Source organism: Komagataeibacter sp. NFXK3, from assembly GCF_054182245.1.
This window is the reverse complement of sequence record NZ_JAPIVJ010000003.1, coordinates 140939-154198: the sequence shown is the minus strand read 5'-3', so window position 1 is coordinate 154198 and position 13260 is coordinate 140939. Positions and strand designations below refer to the sequence as shown.

The following is a 13260-nucleotide window of genomic DNA, read 5'->3' as shown; positions in this document are numbered from 1 at the left end:
GAAGCCGCGCGGAAAAATGCGGCATAGCACCCGCAACGGGAAGGCCGGGAAAGACGGGCTGCCCTTAAAACAACAGGCAGGAACGAGCCTCATGTTTGAATCCAGCGTTATTGAAATCGATGGCGTGTTCATTGGCATCGTATTTCAGGATGGCCCCGATGCGCCCTATACCTTCCGCGCCATGCACGAACGCGTGACCCAGATGGATGGCGATATCCTCCCCTCCTATGAAGATGCGGTGGCCCGCGCACGCACGCGCTTCCGCCTCGGGCGCTGCAAGCCTGCCCGCGGCATGGACGCCGCCCGGCACTATGCCTGAAAGCAGTATTCCATATTCATAAATATGAATATTATATTAAATAAGAATGATTATTATTTATTTTAAGGAACTTTTTATTTAAATTGGCATGACAATAACTTCTGGTGTTGTTTCATGCTTCATTTCGCACCCTATTCAACCTTTTCCATCCTGGCGCTGGTCGTGTGCTTCGCGCTGGTGTGCGTATTCGAATTCGTCAACGGTTTTCATGATACGGCCAACGCGGTCGCCACCGTCATCTACACCAAATCGCTCAAGCCCCGCACTGCGGTGATCTGGTCGGGGCTGATGAACTTCGTGGGCGTGGTGCTGGGTGGCATCAGCGTGGCCTACGGGCTGGTGGAACTGCTGCCTGCCGATGTGCTCTCGCCCCCCAATGGCGACCCGGCGGTGCCCATGCTCATCGCCTTGTTCGGCACGGCGCTGGCGTGGAACCTGTTTACCTGGTGGTTCGGCATCCCCAATTCCAGTTCGCACTGCGTCATTGGCGCGCTGATCGGCATTGCCATTGGGGATGCATTGCTGCACACGCGCGCCATTGGCAACAGCGTTGACTGGTCACAGATCTGGAAGATCCTGCGCGCGCTGGCCATCTCCCCCCTGCTGGGGCTGATTGGTGCGGGCGGGCTGTATTTCATCCTCAAGCACCTGGTGCATGACCCCGAACTGTATCAGCCGCCGCAGGGCGACAAGCCGACCCGCGGCTGGGTGCGCGGGCTGCTGATCCTGACCTGCACCGGGGTCAGCTTCTCGCACGGCAGCAATGACGGGCAGAAAAGCATTGGCCTCATCATGCTGACCATCATCGGCATCCTGCCCGCGACCTTTGCGCTCGCCCCTGACAGCAAACCCCAGATCAGCCATATCGCCCAATACGCTACCGACGCGGCCCCCCTGATCACGCAATATGACCATGACGGCCTGCGCGAGGAAGCCATCGCCTCGGTCAACCGCCTGACCCAGACCACGCCCGATACGGTCGTGCCCTCGCAGCTGCGCGCCGACCTGTATGAGGTCGTAGCCGGGCTGAAGGCCGTCTCGCTCAACACGCAGGCCTCCGCCCATGACCGCGCCACCGCCAAAACCCTGAGCAACCAGATGCGCCCGGTAGTGGAATACGCGCCGTGGTGGGTGCGCCTGCTCAGCGCGCTGTGCCTGGGCATTGGCACCATGATTGGCTACAAGCGCATCGTGCACACACTGGGCGAGAAGATCGGCAACACGCACCTCACCCCCGCACAGGGCGCCTCGGCCGAGCTGGTGGGCGCGGGCCTGATCGCAACGGCGGGCTATACCGGGCTGCCGGTCAGCACCACGCACATCATCACCGCCGGCATCGCGGGCACCATGCTCGGCTCGGGCTCGGGCATCAACCGCGGCATGCTAGTCAAGATTGCGCTGGCATGGGTCTTTACCCTGCCTGTCACCATCACCATCGCCGCCGGCCTGTTCTACGTGCTGAGCTGGTAAGGCGCACTGCAAATGGGAACGCCCCCTGACATGAACGACACCTGCAAGACCCCGTCAGACCGCGACCGCCTGCGCGAGGAGGTGCTTGATGACATTGACGAGGAAATTGAACTCGAACTCGATGATGCCCGCCTCGGTGCGGAAAACGGGGCGGACAACCCCGATTTCAGGAAAACCTATTTCCGCGAACTGCTGCGCCTGCAGGGCGAACTGGTCACGCTGCAGGACTGGGTGAAGGAGACCGGCCACCGTCTGGTCGTGATCTGCGAAGGGCGTGACGCGGCGGGCAAGGGTGGCGTGATCAAGCGCATTACCCAGCGCCTCAATCCGCGCATCTGCCGCGTGGCCGCCCTGCCCGCCCCCAATGACCGCGAGCGCACACAGTGGTATTTCCAGCGTTATGTGGCCCACCTGCCCGCCGCTGGCGAGATCGTGCTGTTTGACCGGAGCTGGTACAACCGCGCGGGCGTCGAGCGCGTGATGAATTTCTGCACGGATGAGGAATATGACGAGTTCTTCCGCGCCGTGCCGGAATTCGAGCGCATGCTGGTGCGCAGCGGCATACAGATTGTGAAATACTGGTTTTCCATTTCCGATGACGAGCAGGAACTGCGCTTCCGCGCCCGCATGGAAGACCCGCTGAAGCAGTGGAAACTCAGCCCGATGGACCTTGAAAGCCGCCGCCGCTGGGAATCCTACACCCTGGCCAAGGAGATCATGCTCGAGCGCTCGAACATTGATGAAGCCCCCTGGTGGATCGTGCGCGCGGACAACAAGAAGAAGGCCCGCCTCAACTGCATCAGCCACCTGCTCTCGCAGGTGCCATACCATGAGGTTCACAAGCCTGAAGTGCGGCTGCCCGAGCGGGTCTACAGCCCGGACTACATCCGCCAGCCCGTGCCCGAGACCATGTTCGTGCCGGAGAAATACTGAAAGTTTTTGGGTGCCGCCTTTTTTCAAAAAGGCGGCGTTCTTCGAAGCTTTCTGAAAAAAGCTTCACCAGAAACTTCTTTATGATTCCTGTATGTTTTCGGGGCCAACTTTTTAAATAGTCTATAAAAGATGCAGCCTTTTAATAAAAAAGGCTGCATTTTTATTACGCTGGCTTTACAGGATACCGCCTGCAATCGGCAGGTTGACGCCGGTCATGTAGCTGGAATCATCACCAAGCAGGAATTCCACCACGCCGGGAATTTCCCTGATATCGCCATAACGGCGCATCGGCACGGAATTGATCATCTGCTCGGCCACGACCTTGGGGTCGGTCGAGAAATACTGGCTGCCCGCCTTGGCCTGAAGCTCCACCTGCCGCTCCCACATGAAGCCGGGGCCCATGAAGGCGGGGCTGATGGCATTGACGCGGATATTATAGGGCGCCAGATCTTTCGAGGCCGTCTGGGTCAGGCCGACAATGGCGAATTTCGAGGCCCCATAGGCCGCCATGTTCGGCGGGCCGCCCACGCCCGCCATGCTGGCCGTGTTGACGATACGGCCGAATTTGCGCGCCACCATATGGCGCGAGACCGCGCGCAGCACATGAAACGCGCCACACACGTTAATGGTCATGACGCGGGCGAAATCCTCCACCGGGTAATCCTGCACCGGCGCGAAGGCACCCTGATAGCCCGCATTGTTGAACAGAAAATCGATCTGGCCAAAATCAGCCGCCACCCGATCCACCACCGCCTGCACGCCTGCTGCATCCGTTACGTCGCAGCCATAGCCGCGTGCCGTAACCCCGGCAGCGGCTACCGTGCGCACGGCCTCGTCAAGCTTGTCGCCCGCAAGGTCGAGCAGGGCGATGGCCGAGCCTGATGCCGCCAGCCGCTGCGCCGTGGCCAGGCCAATATTGCCTGCCCCCCCTGTTACCAGCGTGACCTTGCCGCCAAACCGTTTGCTGTCTGTCATGTGCCGTGCTTCCTCCGTTCATGCATCTGGCAGCACGGCATGGCGCAGGTCCTGCGTGCTGCCTCGTGGCATCCATCATAGCGCTTTGGCTCCACGCGGGTTCAACAGCTTTTTCAATGCTGACCTGCCGGGCTGGCAACAGGCGGGTTTACGAAGGCATCACGTTTTTTACAGATCGGCGCTGATCGAGAACTTGAAGGTCTCCGGATCACCCATGACCAGATCGCTCTGGTAAACCGAGGCCCAGTAGCGCTGGTTGCCGATGTTATCGACCTCGAAACGCGCGGTCAGTGGTTTCTTCGCCGCAAGGAAGGTATAGCGCGCGCCAAGGTCGAAGCGTGACCATGCCGGCAGGTGCGTCGTGTTCATGCTGTTGAACTGCTGCTTGCCGGTGCTGATGACGCGGCCCACCAGCGTCAGCCCCTTCACGAACGGCACGTCGTATTCAAGGTTGCCGTTGATGGTATAGTTCGGCACGCCGATCACGGTCTTGCCGTCATACGCGCCGCCTGCGGTATGCATCTGTTTGGCGTCGATCAGTGTCAGCCCACCATTGAAGCGCAGGCCGCGCAGGATCTCGCCATTGAAGGTCAGTTCCATGCCCCGGTTCCGCTGCCTGCCGTCCTGCGTGTAAATCTCCTGCCCGGTATTTCCGTAGGCTTCGGTCATGCCCTGTGGCATGGCAGTCTGGAAAAATGCGACACCGGCCGCGAAACGACCCACGTCGTACTTGGCGCCGACTTCGTACTGGGTGCTCTGGTACGGGGCGAAGACCTGCCCGGCATTGACGTAAGTCGCCCCCACCGTCTGCCCCGCCGACAGGCCCTGAATACGGTTGAAATACAGGGCGGCATGTTTGACCGGATGGATGACAAGGCCAATGACGGGCGAGAACGCCGCCGCATCGTAATGGGTGCTCAACGTGCCGGTGCCATAGGCAAAGGAATCCGACAGGATATCCTGATACCGGAAGCCCCCCGTCAGCGCGATGCGGTCGTGCCAGAACGTCATGGTATCGGACAGGAACAGGCTGTACAGCTTGTTCCACGCCACCCGACCAGGATTGTTCAGGATGCCACCACTATAGGTTTCCTGCGGGGTAAACTGCGTGGGGTGATAGATGTTGCCCGCCTGTGACGTCAGACTCATGGAATAGGCGGCGTCTGATTCTTCCCATATCGCGGACCCGCCAGCATTGATCTCGTGCTTGATGGGGCCGGTGGTGACATGCGCATGAATGCCGGCCTGCGTGGCCTCGTTCATGACGTTGTACGCATCCGCCATGGCCCCCACCCCACCGGCTCCGGTGCGGGAGTTGGTCAGCGTGGTGGTGGCGTAATTGCCCATTTCATTGCCGCCCTGCGCACCGAATTTGCCGTAAGCGGTAATGTGGCTGCCAAAATCATGTTCGATGTTCAGCGTGCCGAACAGGTAGCTCAGATCGGTATAGGCCCAGCGCTGCCCCCAGTTTTCCGACGGCGCGGTCGCCTTTGGCGCGGGCATGCCATCCGCCAGGCTGGAGACGATGATCGCGCTGCGTCCGCCATAAACCTGCTGTTTCTGGTAATTCATGTTCATGTCGATGCGCGTATCGTCGTTATGCCAGTCTAAGGCCGCGCCAAGGGCTACGTCATCACGTCGCTCGCCCTTGATCGGGGTTTCCCCATCCATGCCGGCGGCATTGAAACGGAAACCAAAGGCATGGTCCTTGCCAAACCGGCGGCTTATGTCAAACGCGCCACCGCCCTGTCCACTACTGGTGTAATCGCCGGTGATGCGTGTGATATCCGTTGCCGTCGCCCGTTTGGGGATCAGGTTGACATTGCCGCCAATGGCCGAGCCACCAGGGGCAGCGCCATTCAGGAATGCGCTGGCACCATTGAGCACCTGCACTGAATCATAAAGCTGGGGCGAGACAAGCTGGCGGGGGGTGACACCATACAGGCCATCAATCGCGACATCATCGCCATACAGCGTAAAACCACGGATCTGGAAGAGCTGGGCATAGTTGCCGTAGCCCATGGTGGTGCGCACGGTGGGGTCATTGAGCAGCACATCGCCCAGTGTCTGTGACTGCTGGTTGAGGATCAGGCTGGAATTGTAGCTGCGGATGTTGAAGGGCACATCCAGCCCCTTCTTGTTGCCCAGCGCGCCAAGATCGCCCCCGCTGCTGACATACATGCGGTTGCGGCGCGCGGCGGTCACGACCATGTCCTCATGCCGCGCTGTTTCAGCGCCCGCATCGGGCGTGGGGCCTGGCGTTGCCGCGCCGTTCTTTTTGTGCACCGGGGCCGGTGTGACACCGGTTCTGCCCGCATCATCCGCCACGACGCCGGGCTGGTCCGCCGCCCGCGCCGCGGCCATGAAAACCGCAGGACCATAGCCCGCCGCCAGCAGCGGGGAGGCACAGATCGTGGTCAGGCATAGGGTGCGAAGACTCATTTCAAAGCTCACAAGGTCACGTTTCATACCCGCCTTATCAGGCTAATGATAATGAATTGCAATACATATGTACATGAATTGCATTCTCATAAACCATAGGCAAAACGCAGCCCCGCCTTTGGGAAAAGGCCAAAATACCCTGAAAAACAGAAGAAAAATTCTGACGCGGCTTTCCTCAAAAACCTTCGAAAAACCTCATTTTTTTGAAAAACGACGGCCCCGGAAACTTTTATCAAGCCAGGGCATCACCCCTCGCACGCCATCCCTTTGACAATCTCGGCATCAGGAAAGCGGATGGATATGAGAAAGCCCCGCTCCTGTTGCGGCAGGGGGGATGCAATATGCAGTGCGGCATCCATCTGCCCGGCAATGTTACTGGCAATGGCAAGACCGAGCCCACTGCCATCCGTGGTGGCTGAACCGCGCACGAACGGGCTGGTCAGCCGCGCCAGGACAGGCCCCGGCAAGGGCGGGCAGTCATTGGCAATATCCACCGTGCCGTCATCACGCAGGCTGATGCGTGCGCAATCTGCCCCCGTGCCATGCAGCAGGGCGTTTTCAATCAGGTTGCGGAACAGGATGCCGGTGGCATCCATGTCGCCATGGACAAATATGCTTTCGATGTCCCCCGCCTCGATTTCCACGCGATGCGGGCCTTGTGAAGCATTGTCCATGTCATCAAGCAGAATGTGAAGAACAGCCAGCAGGTCAAAGCGCTCGCGCCTGAACGCCACGCCGGACATGGCCCTTGAAAACTGCAACAGCTTTTCCACCGTCCGGCCCAGCTGCCGGGTGCGCCCGGCAATGACCTGCACACGCGCCGCCATGGCCGAACCCGGCGCAAGGCTGGCTTCGAGCAGCTGGATCTGTGCCTGCAGCCCTGCAATGGGGTTACGCAGTTCATGCGCGGCACTGCCCGCAAAGGCGCGCTCGGTTTCCAGCGCCTTTTCTAGGCGGAGCAGCAGGGTGTTGAGCGATGTCTGGATGGAAATGAGTTCCACCGGCAGGTCAAGCGGGGGCACGGGGCGCAGGTTCCCGCTGCCACGTGAGTGCATCTCGGCATTGAGCCGGTCGAGCGGCTGCAACGCGCGGCGCACCGTCAGGCGCACCAGCAGCCAGATAACCGGTATGAAGATGGGAATGGGCAGGAGATGGATGATCATGGCCCGCCGGATTGCCCCATGCCGGTGGCGCATCGGCTCGCCAATCATCACCCGGTAGGATGTGGCATCGGGCCCCGCCACATAAACACGAAAGTGCTGCGTATCGGCAAAGCCCGCCTGCGCGGGCCATACAAAAGCCGCCACCGGCGCATTTTGCGAGCGCAGCACCACATGGCCCCCGGCATCCACGATCTGATAGGCCAGCGCCCATGCCCCTGCCCCCGGCACCACCGCAACCGTGCCGGTAGGGGCCGCATGAAGCTGGGTGACGATCGCGCTCTGCAACCGCTCCGACACCTCCTGCAGCGAGTTGTCCAGCCGCTCGATCATTTCATGGTGGGTAAAAAAACCGATGGCGACGCCAAGGGCGAGCAGACTGATGATGACAACAGCCAGCACGCCGCTGATGATGCGGTTGGCGAGGCTCCAGCTTTTCATGCCGGCGTTCCCACAGCCAGGCGGTATCCGCGCCCGCGCACGGTGCGGATGACCGTGTTGCCCACCTTCTTGCGCAGGCGGCTGATGAACACCTCGATGGTGTTGCTCTCCACATCATCGCCAAACGCATACAGGGCGGTCTCGATCTGGCTGCGCGAATGGATCATGCCCGGCCTGCGCGACAGCAGTTCCATGATGGCCCATTCCCGCGCCGTCAGTTCAAGCAGCACGCCATTGCGCCGCACCACGCGGTTCTGCCGGTCAATCGCAACATTCTCCACGCATATCGGCGCTGCGTGCTGGCGTGGCGCGAAGCGCCGGGCCACGGCGGTGATCCGGGCCACGAGTTCATTGAGGTCGTAGGGTTTGACGATATAGTCATCCGCCCCGTCAGACAGGCCCGCGATGCGGTCGCTGATCTGGTCCTCGGCGGTGGTGATGAGCACTGCAATGTCGAGGCCGCGCGCCCTGACCGCGCGCAGCAGATCACGCCCGTTGCCGTCTGGCAGGCCGAGATCGAGCAGTATGAAGTCATAGGCCACCGTTGCCAGGGCGGCGCGTGCCTCCTCGATGGTGGCAAACCAGTCCACCGCATGGCCAGCCTGCCGCACGCGCTCGAGCACCGCGGCCCCCAGATCGGCTTCATCTTCAACAACGAGGATACGCATCAGCCCCGATCCTTCCCGCCCATGACCCGCGCAAGGAGTGGTGGCAGCAGGGCCAGAAATGTGGAGAAGACCAACCCGCCATTGGCATCCACCACGCCGGGCACGAGGCGCATCTGCGGCTTCACGGTCCAGTTCATGATGCGGTTCAGATCCATCAGCGTGCGACCCTTCCCCTTTATCTGGAACTGCATGATCTCGCCCATGCCTGTGGCCAGCGCCCTCATGCCCAGGCTCACGCCGGGCACCGAAATGGCGCCACGGGCCTGCTGCAGGCGCCCGTTCACGTGGGTGCGGTCAAGGTTGATGTCCATTTTCATTGAACTGCACATACACCACTGACACCCCTCAGCACGAAACGGAAAGCAGGTCGGGCATGCCCGGAATGCCACTCAGCCTGCCCTCGACGGGAAAGGTGATGCGCTTTTCCACCGCCTCGGTAGCAAGGCCGGGCACAAAAGCGATACCGGGCGGCGCATGCCGGGCCAGCGTTCATGGTGCAACGGGGCCTCCTGCCTTGATGCGGGCGGCCAGATCATCCCACATGCGCTGGGTGGCGAGGTTGATGTCATTCGAGACCGCAAAGGGCGACTGGCTGCGCGACAGGACGGACAGGCCCATCCGCTCCCCGATCACGAACTGCCCGCGCGAGAACAGCATGACCGAAATCGACCCCTGCTGCCCCTGCCCGATGGGGCGGATGACCGACACCCGCAGGTGCGGGGCGGGCTGCGCGATCCTGCCAAAGGCCGCCTGCGCATCGGGGCCCGTGGGGCAGGCTACGCTGCGCAGCACCGCCTGACGCAGGACGGAATGGGGATAGCCGCCATACAACCCATCAACATGCAGCCTGACCCCTGCCGCCTGGCCCGCGCAGACCAGGTCCGTCCTGGCTGCTGCAGGCGCGGCCCATCCCCACGCCACGAAGGAAGCCAGCAGAACCGGGAGATAACGTAGCTTTACGCGCATGATGGCCTGTCAGGCTCCCTCTGTCGATCAATGGTGCCGGGCACCGGTCAGGACAGTTTTAGGGCGCGAAGCTGACGTGAACCTGAACGCGGGCTGACAGGGGCGCATTGCGCGCCCGGCCCGGCCGCGCGCCTGGCCCGATTGGTGGCTTATGACAGATTATAGCCCCAGATCGGAAAGCCCCGGATGATCATCAGGGCGGCGACCGCCTGACCAGTGAAACAGCCGGTCAGCCGCCATAATCGGCAGGTCATTGATTGACGCGAAGCGGTACTGCATGAGTCCCGCCGCATCGAATTCCCATAACTCGTTGCCATAGGACCGAAACCACGCGCCCGTGGCATCATGCCACTCATAGGCGAAACGGACGGCCATGCGATTGTTGCGAAAACCCCAGAGTTCCTTGATCAGGCGGTACTCGTGTTCCCGGCTCCATTTGCGGGTCAGGAACGCGATGATGTCATCGCGCCCATGGATGAATTCCGTGCGGTTGCGCCACTGGCTGTCCGGGGTATAGGCCTGGGCCACCTGCGTGGGGTTCTGGCTGTTCCAGGCATCTTCGGCGAGCCGGACCTTAAGGGCTGCGGTCTGTGCATCAAACGGTGGCAGGGGAGGACGTGACATGCGGAAACTCCTGTATTCAATACAAAACAAGTGCGTGGGATGAGTGTGGTTCCTGAACCACATTGACGAAATGACAATGATCCCTCATTTCAGGCCATGACCCGTTCCATCGGCTTTGTGCTCTATCCCGATTTCCAGTTGCTTGATGCCGCCGGGCCTGCCACGGCGTTCGAGCTTGCCGGGCGTATCAGCGGGCAGGACTACGCGCTCAGAATGCTGTCGCGCCATGGCGGGCTGGTGCAGTCCTCTTCCGCAATAGCCGTGCAGACGCTGCCGCTCGATGCGGCGGAGGTATTTGACACCCTCATCACCGTTGGCGGGGAAGGCCACGGCACGGCCATGCACTGCGCTGACCTGCACGCCTTCCTTCAACGCCAGGCCCGCCGCACGCGGCGCATGTGCAGTGTCTGCTCCGGCGCGTTCGTGCTGGCCGCAGCAGGCCTGCTGCGGGGCCGGCGCGTGACCACGCATTGGCAGCAGGCGCAGAAATTCAGCCAGATGTTTGCCGATATCAGGCTCGAGCCTGACGCCATCTTCATCCATGACGGTCCTGTCTGGACCTCGGCCGGCATCAGTGCGGGCATCGACCTTGCCCTGGCACTGATAACACAGGACCATGGGGAAGATGTTGCCCGCCAGACGGCGCGGCAGATGGTTGTGTTTCATCGCCGCCCCGGCGGCCAGTCACAGTTTTCAGCCCTGCTGGAAATGGAAGGGGGCGCCGCGCGTTTTGATGCCCTTCTGGGCTGGATACGCGCCCACCTGTCGCAACGCCTGACCATAGAGGTACTGGCAGAGCGGATGGCCATGAGCCCGCGCCATTTTTCCCGTGCCTTTCAGGCCGCCGTCGGCACCAGCCCGGCAAAGGCGGTTGAACGCCTGCGTGTGGAGGCGGCGCATGAACGGATCGTGCATTCCACCACACCAATCGAGGCCATTGCGATCGCCACGGGGTTTCATGACCCCGAGCGCATGCGGCGGGCGTTCGTGCGTGTGTTCGGGTTGCCGCCACAGGCCATCCGTCGCGCGGCACGATGACCGGGGTTCCTGCGGATGGACATCGTGCATAAAAGACAGTTGAAGTGAGAGACGTTTTTTACAGTCCCCCTCCCCCACCCCAACCAGCCCCACCGGGACATCCGATGCGACAAGCCCCCCGTCTCGTGATCGTGGCACTCGCCTGTCTCGCACTGCTGCCAGCCGTGGCATATGCGCATGATCGCCCCCACCGGGACATGCCAGCCTTCAGCCCGGACGGGGGCTGGAACGAGCGGGTTTTCAACCTGCCGCTGAAGGATGGGGAACAGGTACGGGTGCTGTTGGCCACCCCGGCCCGACCGCGTGGGATCCTCGTCATGCTGCCCGGCGGGGCGGGTGATGTCGGCCTGGAAGCAGATGGCAGCATCCGGCACGGCGACAATTTTGTCGTACGCACGCGCAGCCTGTGGAACCAGCACGGTTACGCCGTGCTCATTCCCGATACGCATGACCATGCCAGCCTCAGGGGCCAGCGCAGTTCCCCCGCCTATGCCCGCATCATCACGGATCTCGTCGCCTTTGCGCACCAGCAGGGACCACAGGCTGTTTTTGTGCTGGGCACGAGCCAGGGCAGCATCGCGGCCGTCAATGGCGCGGCCCATGCACCGGCAGGCAGCCTTGCCGGTGTCGTGCTGACGGAATCCGTGTCCGTCATGGGAGGCAGCCGGGAAACAGTTTTCAGCGCCGACCCGCAAGACATCCGTACGCCTGTTCTTGTCGTTGCCAACCATGATGATCGGTGCAAAGTGGCGCCACCCCAGGCCGCCCGGCAGATCGCGGATGCCATGACGGCCAGCCGGGACGTGCATGTGCTGATGGTGGCGGGGGGTGCGACCCGATCAAAAAAAGACTGCGGATCGCTCACCCCGCACGGCTATTTCGGCATTGAAGGACAGGTGATTGACGCCATCAGCCACTGGCTTGATGCCCATGCCGGATAATGCGTGCCGGCATGCCCGGATGCTGCTTCCGGGCAGCTTGAAAATCATCCGGCGATCTGGGGTTAGGCCTTGATTTCAGGGCGAAATCAACTACCCGAAAAAATGCAGGGCGTCATATGAAATCAGCTGCAGAAAATGCATGACTGGATTTACCGACAAGCGCTGGTCTTTCCCTTCCTGAATCCATATCTGCGCCTGAATAATTTTTTCGTGAGCAATGCGGATGAAGAATACCGGTCTTTCGGCGGGGATGATGCTGGCGTTTGCGGCATACGCTTCGTTTTCGATCAGTGATGCCTATTCCAAGCTGCTGGCAGGCCGGATCGACCCGTTTGAGGTCGCGTTCTTCGGCGGTGTTTTCGGCCTGCTGCTCATTCCCTTTATCCGGGGGAAAAACGAATCCTACCGTGACCTGTTCGTGGTCCGGCAGCCGGTCTTGTGGCTGATGCGGGCAGCCGCCACCTTTGCCGCCACGGCAGCGAGTGTCGAGGCCTTCATGCTCCTGCCCATGCCGGAGGCCTTTTCGCTCATTTTCCTCATGCCGCTGTTCGTGACCGTGCTTTCGGTCGTGCTGCTGCGCGAGAAAGTGTCCACGCTGGGGTGGCTTTCGATCATCGTGGGCTTTATCGGCGTGCTGATCGTGCTGCGGCCCGGCCTGCGCGCGTTGCAGTTCGGGCATCTGTGCGCCCTGATCGCGGCTGTGGCCAACGCCGTGGGCGTCATTGCCTACCGCCTGTCGGGCCACAACACGCCGCGCCTGTCCATGTTCAGTTCCAGCCTGTGCGGCCCGCTGCTGGGCAATGGCGTGCTGATGGCAGCCCATGCAAGCTGGCCGCAGGGTGCCACGGTCTGGATGTTCCTGTTCGGCTATGGCTTCCTTGCCGCACTGGGGCAGTTGCTGATGATGCTGTCCGCCACCCGCGCCACGGCCAGCGCGATCGCCCTGCCGCAATACAGCCAGATGCTGTGGGCCGTGGCCTTCAGTTTCTATGTCTTTCATGAGCCGCTTGATAGCTGGACCTTTGTAGGCATTGCGGTCATTACCGCGTCGGGCCTGTTCAAATGGGCCTATCCGCGCCTGATTGGCCGGATGGTGCCCCTGCGGCACCAGCAGGCTGCGCAACCCCTATAAAAACCATTTGCAAACCACGCATTGATCAAAATTCTAGGGTGCCGCCTTTTTCACAAAAGGCGGCATTTTTCATGGTGGCGTGCCATGGGCTCTGTCGCCAGCAGCGGGACTGCTGCGCTCCCGGCATTTTGGCTCTTTCTTCTGCGCGGAC

Annotated in this window: 12 protein-coding genes and 1 pseudogene; 6 read left to right on the top strand and 7 right to left on the bottom strand. The window is 61.4% G+C overall.

Features of this window, described 5'->3' with window-relative positions:
• Nucleotides 1-91: 91 nt before the first annotated feature.
• From OQZ28_RS04875 to ppk2, 3 genes are all read left to right on the top strand, one after another.
• Nucleotides 92-319 carry a hypothetical protein gene (locus tag OQZ28_RS04875; RefSeq protein ID WP_130732614.1) on the top strand — a complete coding sequence of 76 codons (228 nt, stop codon included), beginning with the start codon at nt 92-94 and terminating at the stop codon, nt 317-319.
• 114 nt (nt 320-433) lie between these two features.
• On the top strand, nt 434-1789 hold the full coding sequence (locus tag OQZ28_RS04870) for an inorganic phosphate transporter (RefSeq protein ID WP_130732615.1): 1356 nt from the start codon (nt 434-436) through the stop codon (nt 1787-1789).
• A gap of 30 nt (nt 1790-1819) precedes the next feature.
• On the top strand, nt 1820-2722 hold the full coding sequence (gene ppk2, locus OQZ28_RS04865) for a polyphosphate kinase 2 (RefSeq protein ID WP_130732632.1): 903 nt from the start codon (nt 1820-1822) through the stop codon (nt 2720-2722).
• Nucleotides 2723-2896: 174 nt separating this feature from the next.
• Here ppk2 and OQZ28_RS04860 read toward each other — a convergent pair whose 3' ends face one another.
• From OQZ28_RS04860 to OQZ28_RS04830, 7 genes and pseudogenes are all read right to left on the bottom strand, one after another.
• Nucleotides 2897-3697, bottom strand: a complete 801-nt coding sequence (locus OQZ28_RS04860) for an SDR family NAD(P)-dependent oxidoreductase (protein WP_458135333.1) — start codon at nt 3695-3697, stop codon at nt 2897-2899.
• A gap of 168 nt (nt 3698-3865) precedes the next feature.
• The gene (locus OQZ28_RS04855) at nt 3866-6139 is read right to left on the bottom strand and encodes a TonB-dependent receptor (RefSeq protein ID WP_458135332.1); all 2274 of its coding nucleotides are present in this window, start codon (nt 6137-6139) and stop codon (nt 3866-3868) included.
• Nucleotides 6140-6384: 245 nt separating this feature from the next.
• Nucleotides 6385-7740, bottom strand: coding sequence for a sensor histidine kinase (locus tag OQZ28_RS04850; RefSeq protein ID WP_458135331.1), 1356 nt, complete (start codon nt 7738-7740; stop codon nt 6385-6387).
• Nucleotides 7737-8408 carry a response regulator transcription factor gene (locus OQZ28_RS04845; protein WP_458135330.1) on the bottom strand — a complete coding sequence of 224 codons (672 nt, stop codon included), beginning with the start codon at nt 8406-8408 and terminating at the stop codon, nt 7737-7739. Before OQZ28_RS04845 ends, OQZ28_RS04850 begins: the two co-directional genes overlap by 4 nt.
• 17 nt (nt 8409-8425) lie before the next feature.
• Nucleotides 8426-8858: pseudogene (locus tag OQZ28_RS04840) on the bottom strand (efflux RND transporter permease subunit); the annotation flags it as partial.
• 39 nt (nt 8859-8897) lie between these two features.
• Nucleotides 8898-9374 carry a hypothetical protein gene (locus tag OQZ28_RS04835; RefSeq protein ID WP_458135329.1) on the bottom strand — a complete coding sequence of 159 codons (477 nt, stop codon included), beginning with the start codon at nt 9372-9374 and terminating at the stop codon, nt 8898-8900.
• Between the two features lie 159 nt (nt 9375-9533).
• Nucleotides 9534-9998 carry a nuclear transport factor 2 family protein gene (locus OQZ28_RS04830; RefSeq protein ID WP_458135328.1) on the bottom strand — a complete coding sequence of 155 codons (465 nt, stop codon included), beginning with the start codon at nt 9996-9998 and terminating at the stop codon, nt 9534-9536.
• Between the two features lie 96 nt (nt 9999-10094).
• On the opposite strand from OQZ28_RS04830, the gene OQZ28_RS04825 reads away from it, so the two are divergent.
• The 3 genes from OQZ28_RS04825 (at nt 10095) to OQZ28_RS04815 (ending at nt 13109) form a co-directional block, all read left to right on the top strand.
• Nucleotides 10095-11036: a GlxA family transcriptional regulator gene (locus OQZ28_RS04825; RefSeq protein ID WP_130732621.1), complete on the top strand. Its 942-nt coding sequence runs from the start codon at nt 10095-10097 to the stop codon at nt 11034-11036.
• A 104-nt stretch (nt 11037-11140) separates the two neighbouring features.
• Nucleotides 11141-11977 (top strand): alpha/beta hydrolase, encoded by an 837-nt coding sequence (locus OQZ28_RS04820; protein ID WP_458135327.1) that lies wholly within the window; start codon nt 11141-11143, stop codon nt 11975-11977.
• A 223-nt stretch (nt 11978-12200) separates the two neighbouring features.
• Nucleotides 12201-13109 (top strand): DMT family transporter, encoded by a 909-nt coding sequence (locus tag OQZ28_RS04815; RefSeq protein WP_458135326.1) that lies wholly within the window; start codon nt 12201-12203, stop codon nt 13107-13109.
• The last annotated feature ends 151 nt before the right edge of the window (nt 13110-13260 follow it).